This is a genomic window from Pseudomonas sp. Pse35, from assembly GCF_024519715.1.
Taxonomy (GTDB): domain Bacteria; phylum Pseudomonadota; class Gammaproteobacteria; order Pseudomonadales; family Pseudomonadaceae; genus Aquipseudomonas; species Aquipseudomonas paracarnis.
This window is the reverse complement of record NZ_JALJRP010000008.1, coordinates 168958-195562: the sequence shown is the minus strand read 5'-3', so window position 1 is coordinate 195562 and position 26605 is coordinate 168958. Positions and strand designations below refer to the sequence as shown.

The following is a 26605-nucleotide window of genomic DNA, read 5'->3' as shown; positions in this document are numbered from 1 at the left end:
GCTGTGAACCCGACCTGGATCGCTAACGGAAAAATCGAACCAGGGATCGCTCGTACCTATCTGGAGGGGTTGGGACATGGCACCAAGCTGCAGGTGGAGTTAAAAGCGGCGTTCAGTGTGAGCAAGGTTGAGGCCGAGGCCATCAGCTTTCCGGTGGTGGAATACACCATTTACAAACCCGCTTTAAGTGCGGGTGGGAATAAAACTCTTGCAGTCCCTGGCTACCATGTTATTCAAGGAGCCCCGCCCGCAAATCCACCTGCGGCTGCTGTCTATACTCAAAGTGCAACAGGTGGCGTTCGTCCTTATCGCTACAGTTCAGCTGATAAAAATGTAGCAACGGTTGATGAGTTGACAGGGCGAGTGGTAGCGGCGGGCAAAGGAACTACGAAAATCACAGTGACAGATAATGTTGGAACTACCGCCTCTTATACCTTGACGATAAGTGGTTTAACGATGTGGCGGAGAGTTCATACAGGCCAGCCGCCAATGCAAAATGCATGGCCCAGAGCTGTCAATGCTATCGCCAGTTCAGGTACACGTTTTCCAACTCAGGCTGAGTGCAGGGTACTTGCTGACTTATACAGAGTGGGTGGACTTCCTATCGTTGGATCGCTGTGGTTGGGTAATCAAACTATGCTTAGGTTTGGTAGGTATACGGCAACTGATCCTTATGAATTACTGATTACTCCTGATAACGGGAGTTGGAATTCTGTTGCTATATGGGGGATTAGTTAAATCAACATAGGGCTAATCTGGGGCATATTTACTTCAAGGAAGACTGCCCCGTGCGCCACTCCCGGCGAACGTGCGCACGGGCAAAAAACTCAGGCAGCTCGACATCGTCCTTTGGGGGCAGGGTTTCCACGCCTCCACAAGGACTGACCGTCAAGTGACTGCAATGCCCTCACACAACCGCCAGGTAAGAGCTCTGCACCGCCCGCGCCAACTCCCGGATAGCTTCAATAAACTCCGTCAACCGACTATGCAACCCATCCTCCAGAATCTCATCAATCCCCGTATACCTCAGCCGCGCTTCAAATTCCGCCACCAACCGCTGCGCCGTGCGCCCATAACTGCCCGGCAGGTCCGTGAGGATATGGCTCAACTCCTCGATACACGCATGCAGCGAGCGCGGCACGTCGCTGCGTAACAGCAGCAGTTCCGACACCGAGCGGGCATTCAAGGCATCGGGATACAGCTCGGTGTATGCCTCGAATGACGACAATTCGTGGAACACGGACTGATTCAAAAGCGGGTTTGCCCCATACTTGATGCTAGATAACAAGACCCGGTCCTGAACTGGAATTGAGCGACGGTCAAATGTGGGAGCTGGCTTGCCTGCGATGGCATCAACTCGGTGTTTCAGTTGCACCGAGTCGTCAGCATCGCAGGCAAGCCAGCTCCCACACTTGATTGTATTGGCCTCAGGGCTTTGCCATCACGGCGGTAAACAGTGGGGACTCCAGGAACCGGTGTAGCCACGCCTGTAACCGGTCATACGCTGTACCCGCAAACCACTCCCGATCCACATGAGCAAACTGCCGCACAAACGGCGCCAGTGCCGCATCCGCCAGGCTCAGGTGTTCGGCGAGCAAGTACTCACGCTCCGCCAGCAATCCTTCCAGCTTTTGCAAGAACACCTCACCCTCGGCCCGATAATGTTCCATCGGCTGTTCCGGGTAGCGCTCGGCATACTTGTATCGATTCAAGTGATGCTTGAACACCTGATCATTTTCGGCAATCAACGCCAGCACCGCAGGGTCACCTTGCAGCAGCCAATCATCCGGATCGTGCTGCGCCAGCGCCCATTGCATGATCTCCAGGCTCTCCTCGATCACTCGACCTTCGACACTCAACACCGGCACCGTACCCTTGGGCGACAGCGCCAGCATCTCGGCTGGCTTGGCCTTGAGGCTCACCTCGATGATTCGCACAGCAACACCTGAGTAACGCAAGGCCAGCCGTGCCCGCATCGCATACGGGCAGCGTCGGAACGAGTACAGCAGCGCTGCGTTCACTTGACCTCCAGGGTACTCAAGCCATTGCCCTGGCGCTGGACCTGGATTTGCACCGGGATGCGCTCGTGCATTTCCTGTACGTGGGAGATCACCGCCACCTTGCGGCCCTGGGCCTGCAAGCCGTCCAGAGCGTCCATCGCCAATTGCAATGACTCCGGATCAAGGCTGCCAAAGCCTTCGTCGATAAACAGCGACTCGATCTTCAAGGTGCTCGACGCCATGGACGCCAGGCCCAAGGCCAAGGCCAACGACACCAGGAAGGTTTCGCCACCGGACAATGAATGCACCGAACGCAGTTCATCGCCCATCTCTGTGTCCATCACCAACAGCCCGAGCATGCTGCCGCCGCGTTTGAGCCGGTAGCGGCGCACCAGTTGGCGCAGTTGCACGTTGGCATGGTGCACCAGCAAGTCGAGGTTGTAGGCCTGGGCGATCTTGCGGAAGGTGTCTCCGGTGGCCGAGCCGATCAGCGCATTCAGGCGTGCCCAGCGCTGCCACTGCTCGTAAGCCTTGGCTATCTGTTCGGCCAGGGCCTGGTTGGCATTCTGGCGGCGCTGGTCTTCGGCCTGGCGTGCGCGCAGTTCGGCGCAGTGTTTCTCACCCTCGAGCAGTTGCTGCTCAAGCGTTGCCAGGGTGGCGTCCAGTTGCTCGGCCTCCAGGTTGCCATTGTGCAGGGCCTGGTGTTCGGCCAGGCGCTGTTCGCGCTCGTGCAGCAGAACTTTGGCTTGCTCGACGGCCTTTTCGCTGCTGTGCAGGTGCTGACGCAACTGCGCGACCTGGGCTTCATCAAGGGCCAACAGGCGTGCGAGGCCCTGATCATCCAGTTCTGGGTGCTGGGCGCGCCATTCGCCGATGCGTGTCGCAAGGGCTTGCTGTTCCGCCTCCAATGCCTGCTGGCGTTGCTGCTGGGCCTTGAGGTCGGCGGCCAGCTGTACTTGCGCCGTGTGCACGGCGTGCAGTTCCTGGTTGGCGTCGGTCTCGCTTTGGCGCGACTGCGTGACGGCTTGCTCCAGCTGCTGTTGCCAGTGTTCGGCGCTGGGGTAATCCCCTAGCAAGGCGCGGAGTTTTTCCTGGACGGCGTGTTGCTGGTCGGCCAGCTCGGCGACTTGCAGATTCACAGCGTCAAGTTGCTGCTGACGATGCTGTTGGTGGGTGTGTTGTTTCTCGATGGCCTGTTGGCGCTCTTGCTGCTCGGCCTGCTCATCGCGTTGATGGCCCAACTGCTCAAGGCGCTGGCTGACCTGCTGGTCGAGCTGCATGAAGGTCGCCGCAGGCGCGCTGCGCAAGCCTTCCAGCGTCTGGGCGGGCAGCAGGCTGGCGAAGGCGCTGAGTTCCGCCTCCAGGCGTTCGCGGTCGCCGGCCAGTTGCCGTTGTTGGTCCACCAGCAATTGCCGGGCTTGCTGGCTGGCATCCTGGGCCGCTTGTAATTGTTGCTGCAAGCGCCCGGCGTTCTGTTGCAGGTTGAGCAGGGCGCCTTGGCGTTGTTCGTCCTGGCTGATGCTTTGGGTCAATTGGGCCAGTTGCTGGGCCAGCCAAGGGCTGCGCTTGGCAGCGTCCTGATTGAACAGCGAGGCAGACAGTGGGTGGGCTTGCAGGCTCGGCGCCAAACCCTGCTGCTGGGTGGCCAACTGTTCCTGCTGTTGCAGGAACTCTTTTTGCTGAGCGATCAGGCCGCCCACTTCACCGCGCAATTCAGTGAGTTTTTCCTTGAGGCTATCGACGGCTTTCTGCGCAGCCGCCTCTTCACTTTCATCATGGCGACCCAGGCTTTGCAGCAGGGCTTCAGGCTGGTGATAGGGGTGTTCGTGGCTACCGCACACCGGGCAGGGTTGGTCATCCTGCAACTGCTCGCGTAATTCCTCGACGCTGGCACTGCGGGCCAGGCGTTGGCGCTCAAGCAGTTGCTTGGTCACCGCCAGGGTTTGTTCGGCAACGGTGAGTTCGGCCTTGGTTTGCAGGCCGGTCTGGTTCAGTTGTTCGCGTTTTTGCGCGGCCTCGGCAAGCCTTTGCGTGAGCGCAGCGGCCTGTTGATCCAACTGTTGCTGGCTGTCCCACAAGCGGGCCAGGTCTTCGAAGGCGCGCTGTTGCTTGCGATTGTCTTGCAGCAGGCTGGCCAGCAATTGGATTTGTTCGGCCACCGCGTGCGGTTCGGCACCGGCCTCGTGGTAGAGCAGGTCCAGGGCTTCGCGCTGTTGGGTGAACTGTTCGGCGGCGGCGCTGGCGCGCTGTTCGAGTTGCCCCAGCTCGGCCTGGCCTTGGTTGAGGCGATTGCCGATCAAAACCAACTGTTGCAGGCGGTCACGGTAGGCGTTCCAGGCATCGCTCAGCGGCGCGAGGGCGGCGCTGTGCTCAAGTTCGGTGGCCAGGCGCTGCAGGCGCTCGGTGCCTTGGGCCTGGGTGTGTTGCAAGCCGTCGAGCAGGGCCTGGCCTTCGGTGCAGGCGCTTTCGTGCTGGTGTTTTTCCTCGTTGCGCTTGGCCAGTTCGCGGCTCACATGGGCGAGGGTGTTTTGCTCTTCGATGGCCTGGCGCAACAGGGGCGCGGCGTCGGCCTGGTGTTTCAGGGCCTCGGCCAGTGCTGCCTGGGCGGCCACTTGCTGGTGTTGCGCCTGTTCCTGGCGGGAATGCAGGGCGGTTTGTTGCTCGAGGTGCTGGGCAATCTGTGCCGCCAGGGGCGTCAGCAGGGTGCCGAGTTCTGCCTGGCGCAGGAAGTGATGGCGTTGCGGTGCTAACTGCTCCAGCAGGCTGAGGTCTTGGCGTTGCTGGCCTTGGCTGGCCCAGGTTGCTTCGTCGCGTTGCAGTTGCTCCACTGCGTGTTGATGGCGCTCCTGCCATTCACGCAGTTCCTTGAGCCAGGTGTGCTGCAACTCCAGCTGCTTGAGCTGGGCTTGTTGGGTCTTGAGCTGCTGCTGGGCGTGGGCCAACTGTTGATCCAGCTCGGCGCGGGCTTCGGGTGCCAGGGGTACCACGCCGGTGGCTTGGTCCTGCAGCTGTTTGTGGGCGTCCTTGGCCTCTTTGGCCTTATCGAACGCACGGCGGCCGAGCTGGGTGTAGAGCGCGGTATCGGTGAGCTTTTCCAGCAGTTCGCTGCGCTCATTGTCATTGGCCTTGAGGAAGGCGCTGAACTCGCTTTGCGCCAGCAGCACCGCACGGGTGAACTGTTCGAAGTTCAGGCCCAGGGCCAATTCGAGTTGGGCCTTGTACTCGGTTTTCTGGCTGGCCAACAGTTGGTCGCTGTCCAGGTCGATCAGGCTTTGCCGGCTGTTCTGCAACTTGCCGCTGGCTTTGTCACGGGCGCGGTTGGCTTCCCAGCGCGCACGGTAGCGACGGCCACTGACACCGACAAAATCCACCTCGGCATAGCCACCACCGGTGCCGCGTCGAATCAGGGTGCGCGGGTCGCCGATGGAGATATCCGTGTCGGCGTCCGGCATCTTGGCCTGGCCGGTGTCACCCAGGCGTGGCACCGCGCCAAACAGCGCCAGGCACAACGCATCGAGCAGGGTACTTTTACCCGCGCCGGTCGGCCCGGTGATGGCGAACAGACCCGCACTGGCCAGGGGCTCGGCGGTAAAGTCGATTTCGAACGGGCCCGCCAGGGAGGCGAGGTTTTTCAGGCGGATGGCGAGGATCTTCATGGCTGTTCGCCCTCCTGTTGTACTTCCTGGAGCAGCACGGCGAAGTCCTTCAAGGTCTGTTCATCCACTTCACTGCCGTAGCTGTCTTGCCAGGCGCGGCTGAACAGTTCCTGGGGCGTGAGCTGGTCGAGTTCGATCAGTTGCGCATCGTCTACCTCTGCGCTGCCGCGTGTGCCGGCATACTCGGCGGCGATACGCACCAGGCGCACGGCCTTGCCTTGCAGGGCGGTTTCGATCTGTTGGCGCAGGTCCGGTTGCGGCTCGTCGAGGCGCACGCGCACTTCCAGCCAGGGGTGGCGCTGGGTTTCGGCGAGCAGGTCGATGTCGGGCAGCTCACCGAGTTGCTTGAGGATATCGGCCAAGGGCGCGGCATCCAGGCGTTGCAGGTTGACGGAGCGGGGAATCAGGATCGGTTCGCAGCCCACCAGCCTTTCGCCCTGGAACGTCACGTCGAGAATCTGGTGCTTGTAGCCGATTTCGGAGAACGAGAGGGGGATTGGCGAGCCGCTGTAGCGAATGCGCTCCTCGCCATTGACCTTTTGCGGTTTGTGCAAATGGCCGAGGGCCACATACGCCACGCTTCGGTCGAACAGTGTGGCAGGCAGCGCCTCGGCATTGCCGATGATCAGGCTGCGTTCGGAGTCTTCGGATACCGACCCACCGGCCATGTGCGCATGGCTGATGGCTATCAGCGCCTGGCCCTTTTTGCGTTTGGCATTGGCCGCCGCGATCAGCCATTCATGCACTTGGCCGATGCCGCGCAGGTAATCATCGCCCAGCTGTGCGCCGGTGACTTCCGCCGGGCGCAGGAAGGGCAGCGCCAGGCACCAGGCGGCGATCTTGCCTTTGGCATTGGGCAGCGGGATCAGCAGGCGGTCGGCATCCAGTTGCCCGTCATCCAGCCACAGCACTCGGCCCAGGGCATGGGTGCGCAAGCGGCGCATCAGAGGCGCAGGCAGCTCAATGCGCGAGCCGGAGTCATGGTTGCCGGCAATCATCACAATGGTCAGTGTCGGCTGTTGTTCGTGGGCGCTGATGATGAAGTCATACAAGCGCTCCTGGGCCTTGAGCGGCGGGTTGACCGTGTCGAAGATATCGCCGGCGATCAACAGCACATCCGGGCGCTGGGCCTTGAGTTGGCCCAGCAGCCATTCTAGGAAACAGGCGTGTTCGAAGTCGCGTTCCTGGCCGTGGAGGTTTTGGCCCAAGTGCCAGTCGGAGGTATGAAACAGACGCAAGGCGAACTCCGTGGAGAAGATGAAAAGGAGGGGAGTTTACCTGTAAAAGTGCGCGTGGACTCATGGCTGACGCGATCAACGGAGTGTGGGCCAGCCCTGATGGCTGATTGTAGGAGCGAGCTTGCTCGCGAAAAACGTCAACGATGACGCGTGTTTCCTGGATAAACGCGGCGCCTGTGAGTTCTTCGCGAGCAAGCTCGCTCCTAGGGGGTTATGGCGTGTCAGTGGGGTTGGGTTGCAGGCAATCGAGCGCACGGTCGGCGAGGGTGCGGGCCATGTCGATCAGGCGACGCAGATCCACTGTGGGAGCTGGCTTGCCTGCGATGGATGAGTATCAGCCAGCACGTCTGCCGACTGTTACACCGCCATCGCGGGCAAGCCCGCTCCCACAGGGTTTTGTGGTGTTGGTTGAGGCTGGGTTACTTGGGGTAGAGCGGCGGCAAGCTGGTGGTGTCGGTGGCCGGGTCTTGCTCGCGTTCGACCACGGGGATCGCCTTGATGGCACGCCATTGATCGTTCCCACGCTCTGCGTGGGAATGCATCCCGTGACGCTCTGCGTCACCATTGCACAGGGCGTGAAGCCTGGACGCGGAGCGTCCGGGGCGGCATTCCCACGCAGAGCGTGGGAACGAGCAGGCTCGGGGGTTACTTGGGGTAGAGCGGCGGCAAGCTGGTGGTGTCGGTGGCCGGGTCTTGCTCGCGTTCGGCCACGGGGATCGCCTTGATGGCACGCCACAGGTCATCACCCAACCAGTATTGGCCGCTTTCGCTGTACAGCGCGCCATTCAACCCATCCAGGGCATCGGACAGCGGCACAAACCGCGCGGCCATGTCGGCCAGCGTTTCCGGCTGTTGCCGTGCCCAGGCGTCGAGGGCCTGGCGGGTAGCATGAGGGTCGTTGGCCTGGGTGGCGCGCTTGAGGTCGTCGAGCAGGGTGCGTGGGCTGGGACCGGTTTGCGCGGCGCGTTGTACCGCCGGTTGCCGGCGTGCGCGCCACCACAGGCCAAAGCCCAGCAGGGTGGTGCAGGCCAGTATCAGTGTGCTCAGTTGCCACAGCCACAGGCGGTCATCATCGGGGGCGGTGATGATGGTGGGTGTCGCCGGGGTGTCCACCACCAGGCTGGGGTTCACCGCCACGTGCACGGTGCGCGCCGGCAGGCTGGTGCGTTCCAGGTGATCTTCGTGGGTGTTCCACCACACCACTTCCACGGCGGGCAGTTCCAGCTCGCCGGCGCGGGTCGGCACCAGGGCTTCGCGGTCTTCACGGCTGCCGGTCAGGCCGCGGTCACTGGTACGGTTAGCCATCACTGGTTGGTCGGGGTAGCGGCGCAGGCCGTTGACCTCGGTGCCGGGCAGCGCCGGCAGCTGTGCGCTGGACAGGCCTTCGGCCTCCACGGTAAGGCTGCGGGTCAGGGAGTCGCCGACTTGCACGTGGTCCGGCGTGGGGTTCCAGCCTTCGCTCAAGGTCAGGCTGCGCGCGGGCAGCCAGGGGGCGTCGGCGGGGTAGGCGTCCGGTTTGGGTTTGACCGTCAAGGGCAGGGGCGCAGAGCTGACATGAATCATCTTGCCCGGCTTGGTGCCCTGCAGGGTGTTTTCCTGGGGCGGTCGCGATTCCACCAGGGTAGCGCTGAAGGTCTGCGCCGGAATCACCACGGCGCCGCTGTGTTGCGGGTAGAGGGCGTAGCGGGTTTCGATTACGCCATGGCGGATGCTGTTGATGACCTTTTCATAGGTGCGTGATTCGCCCAGTTGTTCGACACGTGCATCCGGTATCTGCAAGGGCGTGAGGCTGCTGTCGTCATACAGCGATACCGAGTGGTACACGCGCACGGTCAACAGGGCCTGGGCCTGCACGTACACGCTGGCCTGGTCGAGGCTGGCTTCGATGAACACCGGGGCCAGTTCGGCGCTGGTGTTCTGGCTGGCGCTTTCCACCACTTGCAGGGTGATCGGCTGGGTCTTGAGCGCGCCCACCTGCAGCGGCGGGATCACCACGTTGCCGTTCACCTTGGGCAGCAGGGTGATGATCCAACGGGTGGTGGCGTGGTTGTCGCCGTCCAGCGTGGTGAGTTGGTTGATCTGGCGGGTGCCGCTGACTTCGAACTGCGCGTCCAGGGGCGACAGGTCCGGTTTGCCAAACTGGGTCACATCACTGGATTGCACCGTCAGCTCCACCGTTTCCCCGGAGTTGAGGCGGCTGCGGTCTACGCTGGCGACCAGGTCCGCCGCCTGGGCGTGGCCTGCCGACAACGCGAGCAGGAGCAAAAGGGTGGTGCGGCGGCTCATCGAGTGGTGTCCTGATGTTGTTGCTGTTCGTACCAGAATTTGCGGCGCAACAGCTCGCCGGGGTTGTCCGGGATCTCCTGCAACCATTGCTCCAGTGCTTGGCGGCGCTCGCCTTCCAGGCGCGTGTCGGCAGGACGCAGTGGCGGCGTGGTGGTTTGCTCGTCACCCAGTTCGCTGCCTGGCACTTCATTGCCGCCGGCCTGTGGCGGGGCGTTGGGCTGAGTCTCACCCGTGCCGGCTTCGCCCTGGCCGTGGGACGATTGCTCGCCGCCCTGGGCCGTTTGTGCGTTGGTGCCCGGTTGCGCAGTTTGGCCGGGTTGGGCGGTTTCGTCATCTGCGTTTTTTGCAGGCGGGTCCGGCTCGGGCTGCGTTTGCTCCTGCATCAGCGCTTCAACCAGGGCTTTGTTTTTTAACGCCGGCTGCAAATCGGGCTGGGCTTCCAGGGCTTGTTCATACGCATCAAGGGCCGCTTCAAGTTCACCGGCCTTGGCCAGGGCATTGCCGCGGTTGTAGTGGGAATAGGCGTCGCTGCCTTGGGCAAACCGCTTGATGGCCTCGGCGTAATTGCCGGCTTCATACAGCGCCACGCCTTGCCATTGCGGGTCCTGGAAGTGTTCTGCGGCTTCGGCCGGGCGTTTGTGCTTGAGCAGGTACTGGCCCTGTTGGTCGGGGCGCAGCCACAGGTCCTGCAGCCCAAAGGCATAGCTGGGTTGCGGCGCGCCCATCAGCAGCAAGGGCAGGCAGAACAGCCAGCCGCGACGCCCGGCGCACGCGGCCAGCAGCAACAACGGCAAGAGCAGCCAGTAACCCTGGTCGGCCCAGCTGTCCAGGCGCAGCCGTTGGCCGTCGTCGCGCAGGGCTTGGGCGCTGTCGAGCATACCGAGTTGACGCAGATCCTTGTCATCCAGGCGTGCCGCACGGTAGCGGCCGCCCATTTCGCTGGCGAACGCCTTGAGGGTCGGGCTGTCGAGACGCGGCACCAGGATCGCGCCCTGGTCGTCCTTGAGGAATTCGCCGCTCTCCTGAGTCACCGGCGTACCTTCGCGACTGCCGATGCCGAGGATCGACAACGTTGGAGCCTGGGCACTTTGCAGTTGCAGGCGGATGCCTTGGCGCTCTTGTTTGGACAATGAGGAACCGATCAGCAGCAGGCGCCCCTGGCCGAGACCGCCTTGCTTGAGCAGGCCCAGGGCTTTTTCCACGGCAAGATCGGCACGATGGCCGGGCTCGGGCATGATCGACGGGCGCAGGGCTTCCAACAGGTTGCGGCTGGTGGCCAGGTCATCGGACAGCGGCACCAGGGTATGGGCGCTGCCGGCATACACGATGATGGCTGTTTGCGCATCGGTGCGCGCTTGCAGTAAGTCATACAGCTTGCGCCGTGCCTGTTCCAGGCGGTTGGGCGGGCTGTCGGTGGCGAGCATTTCCGGGGTCAGTTCCAGTAGCACCACCAAGGGGTCGGAAGGTTTCTGGCTGGCCTGTTCAACCCGTTGCCAACTGGGGCCCAATAACGCGAGCACGGCCAACAGCCAGGCGATGCCGAGCACCACCCACGGCGATTTACTCTCGCGGCCATTGCCACCGCTGAGCAACTCGGCATGGAACGCCGGCGGCAGGATCATCTGCCAGCGCCCGGCGCGCTTTTGCCGGTGCCACAACTGCCACAGCAACCAGCCAAGCAGGGGCAGCAACAACAGCCACCAGGGGTGCAACCAGTGCGGCCACAGCGCGATCATCGACGCCTCCGCAAACGCAGGCGCTGCAGACGCTGGCGCCATTCAGGGTGTTGCTGCAAAAAAATGCCCCTGCTCGATAGCCTATTGAAGCCGCGTTGCAAAGCGTTGTTCGGCCAGCGTTCCTGGATCACCAGCAACACGCTCAACACCAACGCCAAGGCCAATGGGCCGCTGTACAGCGCCTGGGCCGGGCGGGCCTGGGTGGGTTGTTGTTCCACGGGCTCGAGGGTGTCGAGGGTGTCCTTGATCTTCAGCAGTTCCTCGCCGTCTCGGGCGCGGAAATACTGGCCGCCGGTGGTCTCGGCCAGTGCCTTGAGCGCCGGTTCGTCGAGGTCCAGGCTCGGGTTTACGCCTAGGATGCCCAGGGAGCCGGTTTGCTCGGGGTCGGCGCCGATGCCGATGGGGTAGATTTTCACGCCTTCCTCGGCCGCCAGGCGCGCGGCGGTCAACGGGTCGATCTGCCCGGCGTTGTTGGCGCCGTCGGTGACCAGGATCAGCACACGGCTTTGCGCCGGGCGCTGGCGCAGGCGTTTTATGGCCAGGCCGATGGCGTCGCCGATGGCGGTGTTCTTGCCAGCAATGCCGATGCGCGCTTCATCCAGCCAGGTGCGCACGGTGCGGCGGTCAAAGGTCAGGGGCGCTTGCAGGTAGGCTTGGCTGCCGAACAGAATCAGGCCCACGCGGTCACCTTCACGCTCCTCCAGAAAGTCCCCCAGCAGGTGCTTGACCAGGGCCAGGCGGCTGACGTCCTCGTCCTGCCAATGCATATCGGGAAAATCCATGGAGCCGGACACATCCACCGCCACCAGCAAATCCCGGCCGCTGGCAGCAATCGGCAAGGGTTCGCCCAGCCATTGCGGGCGGGCGGCGGCGGTCAACAGCAGCAACCACAGCACCACGAATGGGGCTTGCTGGCGCCAGCCGGGCAGGTTGACGCGGGCACGGCGGCGGGCCAGGCCTTCGAGGTCGCTGAGGTAGCTGACTTTCAGCGCCGGTTCGCCGCTGTCGGCCACGGGCAGCAACAGGCGCATGACCCAGGGCAGTGGCAACAGGGCGAAGATCCACGGCCAGGCGAACTCAAACATGTTTGCGAATCCAGGTGTCGACGGCTTGGGTGAGACCGGCGATGGCTTTGTCGTCGAGCTTGCATTCGGGTTTGTAGGCGCCTTCCACCAACACCATCCAGCGCGTCAGGCCGGCGGCGGGGCAGCGGTTATCCAGGAAGGCCAGCCATTTGCGCCCGTTGAGAGTATGGCTCTGGCTATAAGGGTAGTCGTTACGGCACAGGCGCTTGAGCAGGCCGTTGAGTTGCTGCAGCCAGGCGCCCGCAGGCGCTCCGTCGTAGGGCTTGGGCATCAAAGCCAACTCGGCCAGGGCGGCGATACGCAACGGGTCCAGCGGTTGTTCGGCGCGGGCCACAGGGCGGCGGGCCGGCAGGAAACGACGCAGCCACCACAAGCCCCAACCGAGCAGTGGGATCACCAGCAGCAACAGCCACCAGCCCGGTGCCGGTGGCCAGAAGCCAATGGCGGGCGGGGCGATCAGCGGTTGCAGTTGGTCCAGGCTGCTCATGGTTTTTTAACCGGGCGTTGCGGGTTGAGATATTCGCGCAGTTGCTCGACCATTTCAGTCTGGGTGCTCAAGGGCATCAACAACAGCCGCAGCTTCTGCGCGAGCAGTTCCCAGCGGGCGATACGCGCTTCGGCCTGAGCCTTGTAGGCCTGGCGCAGGTCGATATTCAGTGTATCCAGTTCCAGTTGCGCGCCCCTTTGCGCGAAACGCAGCAGCCCGGCGGCGGGCAGGGCGTGGTCCAACGGGTCAGAGATTGGCAACAACAGCAGGTCGCAATGGCGCGCCAGCAGGCTCAGCTGTTGCTCGGCGCCTTCGGTGAGGGCGCGTTCATCACAGATCACCACCACCAGGCTGCCCGGGCGCAGCACCTCGCGGCCACGGCGCAAGGCCATGCCCAGGGCATCCGCTTCCGGTTGACGCTCGGTGTTCAGGCTCTGGTTGACCCGCACCAGCCGGTTGAGCAGTTGCAACAGGCTCTGCTTGCTGCGCCGTGGCTTGATCTCGTAGTGCTCGTTGTCGCCGAACACCAGCCCGCCCACCCGGTCGTTATGGCCCAGGGCGGCCCAACCGATCAGGCTGGCGGCCTGGGCGGCAAGCACCGACTTGAACATTTGCCCCGAGCCGAAAAACAGCCGGCAACTTTGCTCGACCATGATGAAAATCGGTCGCTCGCGCTCTTCGTGGAACAGCTTGGTGTGCGGTTCCTGGGTACGCGCCGTCACGCGCCAGTCGATGGTGCGCACGTCGTCGCCGGCCTGGTACACGCGCACCTGGTCGAAATCGACGCCACGCCCGCGCAGCTTGGAGTGATGCAGGCCCACCAGCGGGCTACGCTGGCCAGGCGTGGAGAACAACTGCACCTCACGCACGCGGTGGCGCATCTCAATCAATTCACTGAGGGTTACGCGGATGTCATCGCTTGCGTTCATCGACTTCAAGCGACGGCAACGACGTCGAGAATGCGTTGCACCACGCGGTCCTGGTCGACACCGGCGGCCTCGGCCTCGAACGACAGGATGATGCGGTGACGCAGCACGTCGAACAAGACCGCCTGGATATCTTCCGGGCTGACAAAATCGCGACCGGCCAGCCAGGCATGGGCCCGGGCACAACGGTCCAGGGCGATGGAACCACGCGGGCTGGCGCCATAGGCGATCCACTCGGCCATTTCCGGATCGAACTTCGCAGGGGTGCGCGTGGCCATCACCAGTTGCACCAGGTATTCCTCCACGGCATCGGCCATGTACAAGCCGAGGATTTCCTTGCGGGCGGCAAAGATCGCCTGCTGGCTGACGCGCCGCTCGGGCTTGGTTTCGCCATTCAATGCTTCGCCACGAGCTTGCTGCAGGATGCGGCGCTCGACGGCGGCGTCCGGGAAGCCGATCTTGACGTGCATCAGGAACCGGTCGAGTTGGGCTTCGGGCAGCGGGTAGGTGCCTTCCTGCTCGATGGGGTTTTGCGTGGCCATCACCAGGAACAGCGGCGACAGCTCGTAGGTGCTGCGGCCCACGCTGACCTGGCGCTCGGCCATGGCTTCGAGCAAGGCCGACTGCACCTTGGCCGGGGCACGGTTGATTTCGTCTGCGAGCACCAGGTTATGGAAGATCGGCCCCTGCTGGAATACGAAGCTGCCGGTTTCCGGACGATAGATCTCGGTGCCGGTGATATCGGCGGGCAACAGGTCGGGGGTGAACTGGATACGATGGAACTGCGCTTCGATCCCTTCGGCCAACTCCTTGATCGCCTTGGTCTTGGCCAGCCCCGGTGCGCCTTCGACCAGCATATGGCCGTCAGCGAGCAGGGCGATCAACAGGCGATCGATGAGTTTTTCCTGGCCGAGAATCTGCGTAGAAAGAAAGGTTCGCAGCGCAAGCAGCGCTTCACGATGTTCCATCGATGACGGTTCCTGGAAAGATGAGCCTGGGTGTCGTGACAGAACACCGGGCCTGGGGGGTTTACTTTAATGCATCGCGGGGTGCGGCGACTAACGGCTTGATGGGTATTTTTGGCGAAACTTACAGGATTGCGGTGTGAGAGGCATAACAGCTGGGTAGGTAGAGCACGGTCCCTGTGGGAGCTGGCTTGCCTGCGATCCAGTCAACTCGGTGATTCAGGCACACCGAGTCGATGCCTTCGCAGGCAAGCCAGCTCCCACATTTGGATCGCCGTGCCTCAGCCAGATCAGCGTCGGCTGTCAGGCCGTGACGGGAGCAAGCTCCCTCGCCACAGATTTAGCGTCGTGACGAAGTTTCAAGTGACCGGTTTCAAGTCCGAATGAACGTGCCGGTGCCTGTGAGGATGTTCTGCAGGGTTTCCTGCACTTCGGCCATGTCTGACGCGGCGGTGCCGTGGGTGATCTCCAGCTGGTCCTTGCCGCCCAGGGCATCGGCATCGCCGGCCGCCAGTTCGATCAATAAGGTGGTCTCGCCCAACGTCACTTTCAGCCCATCCAGGGTCGAAGGTTCGTAGTCCCAGGTCAGCTCCACTTCGTCTTCATCCGGGTAACGGGTGAGCATGAACATTTCGCCGTTCTTGCCGTGACAGCAAAGCATGGCCATGTTGTCTTCTTCGTCGTCGCACGGGGTGGCCATCAGGGCGTCGGTTTTCAGCTGCAGCATGGGGCAATCCTGTGTAGGGGAGGGCAATTGTGCCACTGCGGCGAATTTTGTGCTTCATCCTGTGTCGGAAGTCAGGCATGACCTCACGGGCCGGATCGGTCATTTCTGGTACTGATGGTGTGCAAAGTAGCAAGATTTTCTACCGAAAATCCGGGGTTGCCCAAGTTGCAACCGACACCCTGCTTACCGATGACCGAATATGTCGCAGCGTCGCAAGCAGCGTTCTTCCTACACTCGTTAAGCTGCGCAACGGATGTGCCCTGTGCCAGGCGCCTGACCTGCCCGTCGTATCGTCATCTGGCCAACGGCATGCCGTATGGAAGTTGTATGTGACCCGACTGTCCTGTCCAGCTTCACCCACCTGTCACCCTGATTCGTTTATGGTGCTTGTCAGCACACCAGCGAACAGAGCTGACGGTCTCCCCGCAAGGGGATAACACGCGACGCTTTCATCAATAACAAGCCCAAGCGGAGTACCACAGATGGCGTTCTTCACCGCAGCCAGCAAGGCCGACTTCCAGCATCAACTGCAAGCGGCACTGGCGCAGCACCTCAGTGAACAGGCACTGCCACAAGTGGCGCTGTTCGCTGAACAATTCTTCGGCATCATTTCCCTGGACGAACTGACCCAGCGTCGCCTTTCCGACCTGGCCGGTTGCACCCTGTCTGCCTGGCGCCTGCTTGAGCGCTTTGATCACACCCAACCGCAAGTGCGGGTCTACAACCCCGATTACGAACGTCATGGCTGGCAATCGACCCACACCGCGGTCGAAGTGCTGCACCATGACCTGCCGTTTCTGGTCGACTCGGTACGCACCGAGCTGAACCGCCGGGGCTACAGCATCCATACCCTGCAAACCACCGTGCTCAGCGTGCGTCGTGGCAGCAAGGGCGAGCTGCTGGAAATCCTGCCCAAGGGCACCCAGGGCGAAGGCATCCTGCAAGAATCGCTGATGTACCTGGAGATCGACCGCTGCGCCAACGCCGCCGAACTGAACGTGCTGAGCAAAGAGCTTGAGCAGGTGCTGGGTGAAGTACGCGTGGCTGTGGCCGATTTCGAACCGATGAAAGCCAAGGTCCAGGACCTGCTGGCCGGTATCGACGCCAGCGCGTTCGCCATCGACGGCGAAGAAAAAGCCGAAATCAAGAACTTCCTCGAATGGCTGGTGGGCAACCATTTCACCTTCCTGGGCTACGAAGAGTTCGTGGTACGTGACGAGGCGGACGGCGGTCATATCGAATATGACGCCAGCTCCTTCCTCGGTCTGACCAAGCTGCTGCGCGCCGGCCTTACCGCCGAAGACCTGCGCATCGAAGACTACGCCGTGGCCTACCTGCGCGAGCCGACCGTACTGTCGTTCGCCAAGGCCGCCCACCCAAGCCGCGTGCACCGTCCGGCTTACCCGGACTACGTGTCGATCCGCGAGATCAGCGCCGACGGCAAGGTCATCAAGGAACACCGTTTCATGGGCCTGTACACCTCCTCGGTGTACGGCGAAAGCGTGCGGGTGATCCCTTACATCCGTCGCAAGGTCGCGGAAATCGAACGTCGTTCGGGTTTCCAGGCCAAGGCGCACCTGGGTAAAGAGCTTGCCCAGGTGGTGGAAGTACTGCCCCGTGACGACCTGTTCCAGACTCCGGTCGACGAGCTGTTCAGCACCGTGATGTCGATTGTGCAGATCCAGGAACGCAACAAGATCCGCGTGTTCCTGCGCAAAGACCCCTATGGTCGTTTCTGCTACTGCCTGGCGTACGTGCCACGCGACATCTACTCCACCGAAGTACGCCAGAAGATCCAGCAAGTGCTGATGGACCGCCTGAAGGCCTCGGACTGCGAGTTCTGGACCTTCTTCTCCGAGTCCGTGCTTGCCCGTGTACAACTGATTCTGCGGGTTGACCCGAAGAACCGCCTGGACATCGACCCGCTGCAACTGGAAAAAGAAGTGGTGCAGGCCTGCCGCAGCTGGCAGGACGACTACGCCAGCCTGGTAGTGGAAAGCTTCGGCGAAGCCCAGGGCACCAACGTGCTGGCGGATTTCCCCAAAGGCTTCCCGGCCGGCTACCGCGAGCGTTTCGCCGCGCATTCGGCTGTGGTCGACATGCAGCACCTCAACAGCCTGACCGAAGCCAACCCGCTGGTAATGAGCTTCTATCAGCCGCTGGGCCAGGTCTCGGGCCAGCGCGAGCTGCATTGCAAGCTGTATCACGCCGATACGCCGCTGGCGTTGTCCGACGTGCTGCCGATTCTGGAAAACCTCGGCTTGCGTGTGCTGGGCGAGTTCCCGTATCGCCTGCGCCATGCCAATGGCCGCGAGTTCTGGATCCATGACTTTGCGTTCATCGCCGCCGAAGGCGTGAACCTGGATATCCAGCAGCTCAACGACACCCTGCAGGATGCGTTCGTGCATATCGTGCATGGCGACGCCGAGAACGATGCGTTCAACCGCCTGGTCCTCACCGCCGGCCTGCCATGGCGCGACGTGGCGCTGCTGCGTGCCTATGCCCGTTACCTGAAGCAGATTCGCCTGGGCTTCGACCTGGGTTACATCGCCAGCACCCTGAACAACCACACCGACATCGCCCGCGAGTTGACCCGGTTGTTCAAGACCCGCTTCTACCTGGCGCGCAAGCTCACTGCCGACGACCTGGAAGACAAGCAGCAACGCCTGGAGCAAGCGATCCTCAGCGCCCTGGACGACGTTCAGGTGCTCAACGAAGACCGCATCCTGCGTCGCTACCTGGACCTGATCAAGGCCACCCTGCGTACCAACTTCTACCAGACCGATGCCAACGGCCAGAACAAGTCGTACTTCAGCTTCAAGTTCGACCCGCGTGCCATCCCCGAGCTGCCCAAGCCAGTGCCGAAGTTTGAAATCTTCGTGTACTCGCCACGGGTCGAGGGCGTGCACCTGCGCTTCGGCAACGTCGCTCGTGGCGGCCTGCGCTGGTCTGACCGTGAAGAAGACTTCCGCACCGAAGTGCTTGGCCTGGTAAAAGCCCAGCAAGTGAAGAACTCGGTAATCGTGCCGGTGGGCGCCAAGGGCGGCTTCCTGCCGCGTCGCCTGCCATTGGGCGGCAGCCGGGACGAGATCGCGGCCGAAGGCATCGCCTGCTACCGCATCTTCATCTCCGGCCTGTTGGACATCACCGACAACCTGAAAGACGGCGCCCTGGTGCCGCCGGCCAACGTCGTGCGTCATGACGACGATGACCCGTACCTGGTGGTGGCGGCGGACAAGGGCACTGCAACCTTCTCCGACATCGCCAACGGCATTGCCATCGACTATGGCTTCTGGCTGGGCGATGCGTTCGCCTCCGGTGGTTCGGCTGGTTACGACCACAAGAAAATGGGCATCACCGCCAAGGGCGCATGGGTAGGTGTACAGCGTCACTTCCGTGAGCGCGGCATCAACGTGCAGGAAGACAGCATCACTGTGGTAGGCGTCGGCGATATGGCCGGTGACGTGTTCGGTAACGGCTTGTTGATGTCGGACAAACTGCAACTGGTCGCAGCCTTCAACCACCTGCATATCTTCGTCGACCCGAACCCGAACCCGGCCACCAGCTTCGTCGAGCGCAAGCGTTTGTTCGAACTGCCGCGTTCGGCCTGGACCGACTACGACACCAGCATCATGTCCGAAGGTGGCGGTATCTTCTCGCGCAGCGCGAAAAGCATTGCCATCTCGCCACAGATGAAAGAACGCTTCGACATCCAGGCCGACAAGCTGACCCCGACCGAACTGCTCAACGCCTTGCTCAAGGCGCCGGTGGACCTGTTGTGGAACGGCGGTATCGGTACCTACGTCAAGGCCAGCACCGAGAGCCATGCCGATGTGGGCGACAAGGCCAACGATGCACTGCGCGTCAACGGTAACGAGCTGCGCTGCAAGGTAGTGGGCGAGGGCGGCAACCTGGGCATGACCCAACTGGGCCGTGTGGAATTCGGCCTCAATGGCGGCGGTTCCAACACCGACTTCATCGACAACGCCGGTGGCGTGGATTGCTCCGACCACGAAGTGAACATCAAGATCCTGCTCAACGAAGTGGTGCAGGCCGGTGACATGACCGACAAGCAGCGCAACCAACTGCTGGCGAGCATGACCGACGAAGTTGGCAACCTGGTGTTGGGCAACAACTACAAGCAGACCCAGGCCCTGTCCCTGGCTGCGCGCAAGGCTTACGAGCGTGCTGCCGAGTACAAGCGCCTGATGAGCGACCTGGAAGGCCGTGGCAAGCTGGACCGTGCCATCGAGTACCTGCCGACCGAAGAGCAGCTCACCGAGCGCGCTTCCGCTGGCAAGGGGCTGACCCGTCCGGAACTGTCGGTACTGATCTCGTACAGCAAGATCGACCTCAAGGAAGCGTTGCTCAAGTCGCTGGTACCGGATGACGAGTACCTGACCCGTGACATGGAGACCGCGTTCCCACCGAGCCTGGTGGCCAAGTTCGGCGAAGCCATGCGTCGCCATCGTCTGAAGCGCGAGATCGTCAGCACCCAGATCGCCAACGACCTGGTCAACCACATGGGCATCACCTTCGTGCAGCGACTCAAAGAGTCGACCGGCATGAGCCCAGCGAACGTGGCGGGCGCTTATGTGATCGTGCGGGACATCTTCCATCTCCCGCACTGGTTCCGTCAGATCGAAGCCCTGGACCACCAGGTTTCCGCTGACGTGCAACTGGAGCTGATGGACGAGTTGATGCGCCTGGGCCGTCGCGCTACGCGCTGGTTCCTGCGCAGCCGTCGCAACGAGCAAGACGCCGGGCGCGACACTGCGCACTTCGGTCCGCACCTGGCGGCGCTGGGCCTCAAGCTCGACGAACTGCTGGAAGGTCCGACCCGCGAAGGCTGGCAGAACCGCTACCAGGCCTACACCCAGGCCGGCGTACCGGAGTTGTTGGCGCGCATGGTTGCGGGTACTACCCACCTGTACACCTTGCTGCCGATCATCGAAGCCGCCGACGTGACCGGGCATGACGCCGCCGAAGTGGCCAAGGCTTACTTCGCCGTGGGCAGCGCCCTGGACCTGCCTTGGTACCTGCAGCAGATCAGTGATCTGCCAGTGGCCAACAACTGGCAGGCCCAGGCCCGCGAAGCCTTCCGCGATGACGTGGACTGGCAGCAACGGGCGATCACCATTTCGGTCCTGCAAATGGCCGATGCACCACAAGACATGGAAGCCCGCGTGGCCCTGTGGCTTGAGCAGCATCAGGACATGGCGGATCGCTGGCGCGCCATGATGGTGGAAATTCGTGCCGCAGTGGGCACGGACTACGCCATGTACGCGGTGGCCAACCGTGAGTTGCTGGACCTGGCGTTGAGTGGCCAGTCGGTGTTGCAACCGGCTTGATGCCTCGCTAAACCAAAGGCCCCCGCATCGTGAGATGCGGGGGCTTTTTGTTTGATCTGGAATGCGATCAATGTGGGAGCTGGCTTGCCTGCGATAGCGGCGGGTCAGTTAATAATTTGGTCACTGGTACACCGCTATCGCAGGCAAGCCAGCTCTCACAGTTTTAACTTTACTCACTTGGAGTCAGTGGTGTTTGAGTAGTCGGGTTTCCAGGTGATCCAGGTGCTGGGTCATCAGGGCGACAGCCGTGTGGGCGTCGCGCTGTTCCACGGCATCCACAATCGCCACATGCTCCTGCCATGCGCAATAGGTGCAGGCCTTTGTTTCAAATTGCGCAATGATCAACGACGTCAACGGCACCAGGCTGTTGAGAAACTGTGCCAACGGCGCATTGCCTGCCATGTGCGCCAGTTGCAGATGAAACTCTCCCGAAAACCGGATCGCCGGCCCCCGCTGGTCACACTCAATGGCGTTGCGCTCCTGTGCAATCAGCTCGCGCAGTTGGCGAATTTGCATCGCTGTGGCCTGGGCGCAGGCCAGTTGCACCACGGTCATTTCGGTGAGGCGCCGTGCTTCCAGAATCTGCCGTGTGTGCTGGGCATCCGGCGCGGCGACCTGGGCGCGTTGGTTGGGGCGCAAGATGACCACTTGCTGATGGGACAGCTTGGCGAGCACCCGGCGAATCACGCTGCGGCTCACGCCAAAGAGTTCGCCCAGGCCTTCTTCGGTGAAGCGGCTGGCGGGCGCAATGCGTTGCTCAAGAATGGCGTCGAACAAGCGTGGGTAGATATCGTCCACCGAGGGCTTTTTTTCGGGCGTCCAGCGTAGGGACGTGAGGGTGGAGTCGCGTTGCAGGGCGTGAGCGTTCATGGCCGGTCTCCGAAAATCAACTGCCCAGATGGTCGTCCGGGATATTCAAGCGAATGCCCATGCGCAGGCCTTCCTGCAGGATGTGCCGACGCATTTCGGCACTGGCCAGGGCGCTGTTCTTGTTGCGGATGGCGCGTACCACGGCTTCGTTCTCTTGCAAGCGTTCGGCCAGGTGTTCAGGGGAGTTGCGCAATACCTGGGCGCTTTGTTTGAGCGCGGTGCTGGTTTGCTGCACCACGTTCTGGAAGATAGGGTTGGAGGTCAGGGCGAACAATTCTTCATGGAAGTCGATATAGGCGTTCATGCCGGCTTCGGCATCGCCGACATCCAACGCTTCGCGCATGTCCATCAGGGTCAGGCGCAGTTGGCCGATTTCCTTGCTGCTGATCGACTGGGCCACCAGGCCGACGATGAAAGGTTCGAGGGTGTAGCGCAGTTGCAGGATGTCCTCGAGGCTGGCATCGGCCACGGCGTCGCTCGATTGCGGCTCGCTGACGCTGGTTTCCAGCACGACCACGCCTTTGCCCGGCATGGAGCGCACCAGGCCGAGGGTCTCCAGCACGATTACCGCTTCGCGCAGGCTCGGGCGGCTGATACCTAGCTGTTCGGCCAGTTCGCGTTGACCGGGCAGCATTTCACCGCGGCGCCACTGGCCCCGCGCCAAGGCGGCGCGCAGTTTTTCTACCACTGAATTGACGACGGTTGAAGTGCTGATCACGTCGAAGGCTCCTTGATGTTGCTCATACAGTATTCAGTCTGGCGAAGGTCCAGTGTGGGAGCTGGCAGGCCTGCGATGACTGAGTGTCAGGCACTACAGTTGACGCTGACCCACCGCTATCGCAGGCAAGCCAGCTCCCACATTGGGTGGGTGTTGTCCTAGAACTCCTGATGCGCCGGCAGCACCGGCTTCTTGGCCTGGAAGGCATAGCCTTGCTGGCCGTCGAGCACTTTGTTGGCGCGCTGGATATCAATGTCTTTTTCCCAACGGGCAATCGCCACAGTCGCGACGCAGTTGCCGATCAGGTTGGTCAGCGCACGGCCGATGCCCATGAACCAGTCCACGGCCAGCACCAACACCAGGCCGACCACCGGAATCGCAGGAATCGCTGTGAGCGTTGCCGCCAGGATCACCAATGCCGAGCCTGGAATGCCATGGGCGCCCTTGGAGGTGATCAACGATACCAGGAGGATGGTCAGCAAGTCGGTCATCGACAGCGGTGTGCCGGTGGCGTTGGCGATAAAGACGATGGCCAGGGTCAGGTAGATCGAGAAACCGTCGAGGTTGAACGAGTATCCGGTGGGGATTACCAAACCCACGGTGGAGCTGCCAATGCCCAAATGTTCCAGCTTGCGCATGATCTGCGGCAGCACAGCGTCGGACGAAGCGGTGCCCATCACGATCAGCAGTTCTTCGCGCAGGTACTTGAGCAGCGGCAACATGCGTAGGCCCGACACGCGCATCACCAGCCCGAGGATCACCGCCACAAAGGCAAAACAGGTCAGGTAGAAAAGCCCCACCAGGCTGCCCAGGTGTTGCAGTGAATCGAGGCCATAGGTGCTGGTGGTGAACGCGATGGCACCGAATACGCCAATCGGCGCCAGGCGCACGATCATGCCCATGATGCGGAAGATCACATGGCTCAATTCGTTGATCAGTCGCGAAATCCCGCTGGCCGCTTCGCCCACCAGGTTCAGCGCGCTGCCGAACAGCACCGAAAACAACAGCACTTGCAGCACGTTATTATCGGCAAAGGCGCCAACTACCGAGTTGGGGATCAACTCCATCAGAAACTGGCTGGTGCCGCGGATGTGCTGGCCCTTGTCGGCCAGTTCATTCAAACCGGCGGAAGAGAGTTGCTCCAGGTGAATATTGGCGCCGCTGCCGATGCCGGTGCTGAAGGCCATGATCAGGCCGAGCACCAGGGCGACGGTGGTCAGCATCTCAAAATAGATCACCGACTTGAGGCCGATGCGTCCGACCTTCTTCAAGTCGCCCGCGCCGGAAATACCGCTGACCACCACGCAGAACACGATCAGGCCGATCAGCATTTTGATCAGCTTGATAAAGCCGTCACCCAGGGGTTTGAGTTGCGAGGAGAATTCGGGAAGGGCCAGGCCGCAGGCGATGCCGAGCATCAGGCCAATCACGACTTGCAGGAAAATCGAACGCGAGCACCATCTGAGCATGGGAGGGATCTCTATTCGGTGCCCTGGTGGTTCCAGGGCTTAATTGTTGTGGTCTTACCGGTAAGTCCAGTGCGGGGCCAGTCTACGCTCGGTTTTTTTCAAATCACAAGTAAATATTTGGCGGTTGGCAGGTCCCGGTCTGACCAGTTGGTCGGTAAGTACGATGCTTGAGCGGTTGGCGGAGATTAATTTTTTTTGCGTATCATCGCCCTCGGCATACGAGGTGATGGATGGACCAATCAGGGCTGACAACCGACGAAGCAGGGCGCATGTATTGCGCCTGGCGCACTGCAGCGCCCGCTTACCTGCATTACCACGACCACGAATGGGGCGTGCCGGTGGCGGATGACATCGCGTTGTACGAGAAGATCTGCCTGGAGGGCTTTCAGGCGGGGATGGCGTGGATCACCATCTTGCGCAAGCGCGAAAACTTTCGACAGGCGTTCGAGGGTTTTGATTTTCGCCGGGTGGCGCACTACGGCGAGGCGGACATCGAGCGGTTGATGAGCGACCCGGGCATCGTGCGCAATCGCGCGAAGATCGTCTCGGCCATCAACAACGCGCGCCGGGCCTGTGAACTGGTGGCGGAGACCGGTTCGCTGGCGCGCTGGCTGTGGGCGTTCGAACCCGACGCGCAAGAGCGGCCGGCAGTGGTGGACATGGCTTACTGGACGGCCAACCCGACCTCAGCGGCTTCGGTGCGCTTGTCCAAAGCCCTGAAGAAACGCGGCTGGACCTTTGTCGGCCCGACCACGATGTATGCGTTGATGCAGGCGGTGGGGATGGTCAATGATCATCTGGAGGGTTGTGAGTGCCGCCAGCGCATTGAACACCAGCGCAACCTGTTCAAACGTCCCTGACCAGATACGGTTAAAACTGTGGGGGCTGGCTTGCTCGCGAAAGCGGTGTCTCAGGCAACACATCTGTGACGGATATACCGCATTCGCGAGCAAGCCCGCTCCCACACAAGCCAGCTCCCACATGGGTTTTGTGGTGTTGCTGATTACTTGGGAAGTGGGGTAAGTACCTCAGCCTTGTCATCCAGCACCATCACCACCAGCAGCTTGGCCGGTTGGGTCTGGCTGGCATTGCTTGACTCAAAATGCCGCGAGCCGGCCGGTTCGTAGAACGATTGCCCGGCTTTGTAGGTGATCGCCTTTTCATCATTGACCCGCGAGGTGATCTCGCCTTCGAGCACATAAGCCACGGCGGTGCCGGTGTGGCTGTGGGGCACGGTGGCCTGGCCGGGGGCGTAGTCCACGGTGAGCATGATGGTTTTCTTGCCCGGCACGTTGGTCAAGGCGTGTTCTTGCAGCACCTTGAGCGTTTCCTTGTTGTAGACCGGGTCGTGGGCAAATGCACTGAGGGAGGCGAGCATTAGGGTAGCAGCGAACAAGCGTTTCATGATGAGGGTTCCATCGGGTGAAAGACCGCTTCACCCTACGCCGTCGAGGGCTTGCCACCAATGACCAATGCGCCGGAAAACCGCCTAGCCAATCTGCAGGAGAATATCGCGGACCTTGTCCAGCGCCGGGTCGATATCCAGAGTCTCGATGGCGCCGAACCCCAGAATCAGCCCCGAGCGCACCGGCTTGTCGTGAAAAAACACGTCCAAGGGATATAAACCCACCTCGACCTGACGCGCCCGTTCCATCAGCAATGGAATATTCACCGGCACCTTGCACAGGGCCGCCAGGTGAAAGCCCGCCACCGTCGGTACTGCCTCGAACCACGGCGACAGATCGCCCGCCAGACGCTGCAGGATGCGTTCGCGACGCCCCGCGTAGACCCCGTGACAGCGGCGAATATGCTTGAGCAGGTAGCCTTCGCTGATGAACTTGGCCAGTGCCCACTGCGGCAAGGTAGCGCTGTGCTGGTCGGTCAATTGCTTGGCCTTGAGCACCGCACCATAAATGGCCGGCGGCAGCACCGCATAGCCCAGGCGTAACTCCGGCGACAGGGTTTTGGAAAAGGTGCCGACGTAGGTGACCACGCCGCGGGTATCCATGCTTTGCAGGGAGTCGGTGGGGCGGCCTTCGTAGCGGAATTCGCTGTCGTAATCGTCTTCGATGATGATCGCGCCGAGCGCAATGGCGCGGTCCAGCAGGGCTTCGCGCCGCGCCTGGCTCATGGGCATGCCGAGGGGGAATTGGTGGGACGGCGTCACATAGATCAGGCGCGTGCCATCCGGGATCTGGTCGACCTGCAGGCCCTGTTCGTCGACGGCAACACTGGCGACGCGGGCGCCCATCGCGACGAACAATTGGCGTGCGGGGCTGTAGCCGGGGTCTTCCATCGCGACCATGCTGCCGGGCTCAAGCACCACGCGGGCAAGCAGGTCCAGCGCCTGCTGTGCGCCGTTGGTGACTACGATATCGCGGGCGCCGCATTTGACCCCACGGGAAAACGCGATATGCCCGGCGATGGCATCGCGCAGGGCGGGCACGCCTTCTGGCTGGCTGTAAAAACCACTGTTCTGGGCGATGCGACGCAACGCATCCTGGGTGCAACGCCGCCATTCATCCTGGGGGAATTGGTGGCGTGTCGTCGCGCCGCCGATAAATTCGTAGCGCAGGAGCTCCTCGCGGGCGGGGTGGCCCATGGGTGAGGGCAGTGCGGCCCATTTGCCCAGGTTGGCGGCACACGCCAGGTCGGTGGCGGTTTGCACGCGGTCGGGCTGTGGCGCCCAGGCATTGACGAAAGTACCGCGGCCGATCTTGCCAATCAGCAGGCCCTCGTAGGTCAAGGTGGCGTAGGTGTCCGACACGGTCTTGCGCGAGATGCCCAGTTGTTCGGCGAGCAGTCGGCTGGGGGGCAGCTGTGCGCCTGCCGACAGCCGCCCGGTGGCGATGGCTTCGCGCAACTGCTGGTAGAGCTGTTCGGCCAGGTCCTTGCGGCCATTGATTACCACGTGCAGTTCCATGTTTCATCCCAAGGCTTCACTCCGCGCCAAGACTACTCGCTTGCGGTGCGGGCTCAAAATATCTATGAGTCAGTCGCCCCTGCGTATAAGCATCTACCGTCGCCTGGCTATTACCGGCCGCCATGATTTCCCCTATAGCAGGCACCGATTGCCTGCCGCCCGCGTTAT

Annotated in this window: 20 protein-coding genes and 1 pseudogene; 4 read left to right on the top strand and 17 right to left on the bottom strand. The window is 62.0% G+C overall.

What is annotated here, in order from left to right; translation table 11 throughout:
- On the top strand, window positions 1–738 hold a 738-nt coding region (locus tag OC445_RS10300), incomplete at its 5' end, for an Ig-like domain-containing protein (protein ID WP_262020143.1).
- 169 nt (window positions 739–907) lie between these two features.
- Here OC445_RS10300 and OC445_RS10295 read toward each other — a convergent pair.
- The 4 genes and pseudogenes from OC445_RS10295 to OC445_RS10280 form a co-directional block, all read right to left on the bottom strand.
- Window positions 908–1243, bottom strand: a pseudogene (locus OC445_RS10295) (alpha-E domain-containing protein); the annotation flags it as partial.
- A 184-nt stretch (window positions 1244–1427) separates the two neighbouring features.
- On the bottom strand, window positions 1428–2021 hold the full coding sequence (locus tag OC445_RS10290; RefSeq protein WP_198791198.1) for a glutathione S-transferase: 594 nt from the start codon (window positions 2019–2021) through the stop codon (window positions 1428–1430).
- The gene (locus OC445_RS10285; protein ID WP_198791197.1) at window positions 2018–5656 is read right to left on the bottom strand and encodes an AAA family ATPase; all 3639 of its coding nucleotides are present in this window, start codon (window positions 5654–5656) and stop codon (window positions 2018–2020) included. The genes OC445_RS10290 and OC445_RS10285 overlap by 4 nt, the downstream gene beginning before the upstream one ends.
- Entirely contained in the window at window positions 5653–6894 is a 1242-nt protein-coding gene (locus OC445_RS10280; RefSeq protein WP_105750083.1) for an exonuclease SbcCD subunit D C-terminal domain-containing protein, read from the bottom strand. Before OC445_RS10280 ends, OC445_RS10285 begins: the two co-directional genes overlap by 4 nt.
- A 121-nt stretch (window positions 6895–7015) precedes the next feature.
- Here OC445_RS10280 and OC445_RS10275 point away from each other — a divergent pair, with 121 nt between their 5' ends.
- Window positions 7016–7225: a hypothetical protein gene (locus OC445_RS10275; RefSeq protein WP_198791244.1), complete on the top strand. Its 210-nt coding sequence runs from the start codon at window positions 7016–7018 to the stop codon at window positions 7223–7225.
- Between the two features lie 88 nt (window positions 7226–7313).
- Here OC445_RS10275 and OC445_RS10270 read toward each other — a convergent pair whose 3' ends face one another.
- The 8 genes from OC445_RS10270 to OC445_RS10235 all read right to left on the bottom strand — a co-directional run bounded on the left by OC445_RS10270 (window position 7314) and on the right by OC445_RS10235 (window position 15106).
- Window positions 7314–7436, bottom strand: coding sequence for a hypothetical protein (locus OC445_RS10270; protein WP_258191644.1), 123 nt, complete (start codon window positions 7434–7436; stop codon window positions 7314–7316).
- A 103-nt stretch (window positions 7437–7539) separates the two neighbouring features.
- Window positions 7540–9180, bottom strand: a complete 1641-nt coding sequence (locus tag OC445_RS10265) for a BatD family protein (RefSeq protein WP_057975740.1) — start codon at window positions 9178–9180, stop codon at window positions 7540–7542.
- A complete protein-coding gene (locus OC445_RS10260; RefSeq protein WP_197900528.1) occupies window positions 9177–10916 on the bottom strand; it encodes a tetratricopeptide repeat protein in 1740 nt (579 codons plus the stop codon). The genes OC445_RS10265 and OC445_RS10260 overlap by 4 nt, the downstream gene beginning before the upstream one ends.
- Window positions 10913–12001 (bottom strand): vWA domain-containing protein, encoded by a 1089-nt coding sequence (locus OC445_RS10255; RefSeq protein ID WP_220382793.1) that lies wholly within the window; start codon window positions 11999–12001, stop codon window positions 10913–10915. Before OC445_RS10255 ends, OC445_RS10260 begins: the two co-directional genes overlap by 4 nt.
- On the bottom strand, window positions 11994–12488 hold the full coding sequence (locus tag OC445_RS10250; protein ID WP_003190798.1) for a DUF4381 domain-containing protein: 495 nt from the start codon (window positions 12486–12488) through the stop codon (window positions 11994–11996). The genes OC445_RS10255 and OC445_RS10250 overlap by 8 nt, the downstream gene beginning before the upstream one ends.
- Window positions 12485–13417 carry a DUF58 domain-containing protein gene (locus tag OC445_RS10245; protein ID WP_198791696.1) on the bottom strand — a complete coding sequence of 311 codons (933 nt, stop codon included), beginning with the start codon at window positions 13415–13417 and terminating at the stop codon, window positions 12485–12487. Before OC445_RS10245 ends, OC445_RS10250 begins: the two co-directional genes overlap by 4 nt.
- A gap of 5 nt (window positions 13418–13422) precedes the next feature.
- The gene (locus OC445_RS10240; RefSeq protein WP_020301524.1) at window positions 13423–14382 is read right to left on the bottom strand and encodes an AAA family ATPase; all 960 of its coding nucleotides are present in this window, start codon (window positions 14380–14382) and stop codon (window positions 13423–13425) included.
- A gap of 370 nt (window positions 14383–14752) precedes the next feature.
- Window positions 14753–15106, bottom strand: coding sequence for a hypothetical protein (locus OC445_RS10235; protein WP_054897966.1), 354 nt, complete (start codon window positions 15104–15106; stop codon window positions 14753–14755).
- 482 nt (window positions 15107–15588) lie between these two features.
- Between OC445_RS10235 and OC445_RS10230 the strand changes: the two genes are divergently transcribed.
- Window positions 15589–20457 carry an NAD-glutamate dehydrogenase gene (locus OC445_RS10230; protein ID WP_105227007.1) on the top strand — a complete coding sequence of 1623 codons (4869 nt, stop codon included), beginning with the start codon at window positions 15589–15591 and terminating at the stop codon, window positions 20455–20457.
- A 183-nt stretch (window positions 20458–20640) separates the two neighbouring features.
- Here the strand turns inward: OC445_RS10230 and OC445_RS10225 are convergent, their stop codons facing one another.
- The 3 genes from OC445_RS10225 to OC445_RS10215 form a co-directional block, all read right to left on the bottom strand.
- Window positions 20641–21327, bottom strand: a complete 687-nt coding sequence (locus tag OC445_RS10225; protein WP_054897964.1) for a GntR family transcriptional regulator — start codon at window positions 21325–21327, stop codon at window positions 20641–20643.
- A gap of 16 nt (window positions 21328–21343) precedes the next feature.
- The gene (locus OC445_RS10220) at window positions 21344–22045 is read right to left on the bottom strand and encodes a FadR/GntR family transcriptional regulator (RefSeq protein WP_054897963.1); all 702 of its coding nucleotides are present in this window, start codon (window positions 22043–22045) and stop codon (window positions 21344–21346) included.
- Window positions 22046–22203: 158 nt separating this feature from the next.
- Window positions 22204–23529, bottom strand: coding sequence for a C4-dicarboxylate transporter DctA (locus OC445_RS10215; RefSeq protein WP_169918802.1), 1326 nt, complete (start codon window positions 23527–23529; stop codon window positions 22204–22206).
- Window positions 23530–23744: 215 nt separating this feature from the next.
- On the opposite strand from OC445_RS10215, the gene OC445_RS10210 reads away from it, so the two are divergent.
- A complete protein-coding gene (locus OC445_RS10210; protein ID WP_198791697.1) occupies window positions 23745–24374 on the top strand; it encodes a DNA-3-methyladenine glycosylase I in 630 nt (209 codons plus the stop codon).
- 143 nt (window positions 24375–24517) lie between these two features.
- On the opposite strand, the gene OC445_RS10205 is transcribed toward OC445_RS10210, so the two are convergent.
- The gene (locus OC445_RS10205) at window positions 24518–24919 is read right to left on the bottom strand and encodes a cupin domain-containing protein (RefSeq protein WP_019820196.1); all 402 of its coding nucleotides are present in this window, start codon (window positions 24917–24919) and stop codon (window positions 24518–24520) included.
- Window positions 24920–25003: 84 nt separating this feature from the next.
- Window positions 25004–26437 carry a PLP-dependent aminotransferase family protein gene (locus OC445_RS10200; RefSeq protein ID WP_054897961.1) on the bottom strand — a complete coding sequence of 478 codons (1434 nt, stop codon included), beginning with the start codon at window positions 26435–26437 and terminating at the stop codon, window positions 25004–25006.
- Window positions 26438–26605: the final 168 nt, after the last annotated feature.

Excerpts from the sequence above, each read along its gene's own strand:
- OC445_RS10285 (WP_198791197.1), bottom strand. The coding sequence starts at position 5,656 with ATGAAGATCCTCGCCATCCGCCTGAAAAACCTCGCCTCCCTGGCGGGC.
- OC445_RS10270 (WP_258191644.1), bottom strand. The coding sequence starts at position 7,436 with ATGCATTCCCACGCAGAGCGTGGGAACGATCAATGGCGTGCCATCAAG.
- OC445_RS10265 (WP_057975740.1), bottom strand. The coding sequence starts at position 9,180 with ATGAGCCGCCGCACCACCCTTTTGCTCCTGCTCGCGTTGTCGGCAGGC.
- OC445_RS10260 (WP_197900528.1), bottom strand. The coding sequence starts at position 10,916 with ATGATCGCGCTGTGGCCGCACTGGTTGCACCCCTGGTGGCTGTTGTTG.
- OC445_RS10255 (WP_220382793.1), bottom strand. The coding sequence starts at position 12,001 with ATGTTTGAGTTCGCCTGGCCGTGGATCTTCGCCCTGTTGCCACTGCCC.
- OC445_RS10250 (WP_003190798.1), bottom strand. The coding sequence starts at position 12,488 with ATGAGCAGCCTGGACCAACTGCAACCGCTGATCGCCCCGCCCGCCATT.
- OC445_RS10245 (WP_198791696.1), bottom strand. The coding sequence starts at position 13,417 with ATGAACGCAAGCGATGACATCCGCGTAACCCTCAGTGAATTGATTGAG.
- OC445_RS10240 (WP_020301524.1), bottom strand. The coding sequence starts at position 14,382 with ATGGAACATCGTGAAGCGCTGCTTGCGCTGCGAACCTTTCTTTCTACG.
- OC445_RS10235 (WP_054897966.1), bottom strand. The coding sequence starts at position 15,106 with ATGCTGCAGCTGAAAACCGACGCCCTGATGGCCACCCCGTGCGACGAC.
- OC445_RS10230 (WP_105227007.1), top strand. The coding sequence starts at position 15,589 with ATGGCGTTCTTCACCGCAGCCAGCAAGGCCGACTTCCAGCATCAACTG.
- OC445_RS10225 (WP_054897964.1), bottom strand. The coding sequence starts at position 21,327 with ATGAACGCTCACGCCCTGCAACGCGACTCCACCCTCACGTCCCTACGC.
- OC445_RS10210 (WP_198791697.1), top strand. The coding sequence starts at position 23,745 with ATGGACCAATCAGGGCTGACAACCGACGAAGCAGGGCGCATGTATTGC.
- OC445_RS10205 (WP_019820196.1), bottom strand. The coding sequence starts at position 24,919 with ATGAAACGCTTGTTCGCTGCTACCCTAATGCTCGCCTCCCTCAGTGCA.
- OC445_RS10200 (WP_054897961.1), bottom strand. The coding sequence starts at position 26,437 with ATGGAACTGCACGTGGTAATCAATGGCCGCAAGGACCTGGCCGAACAG.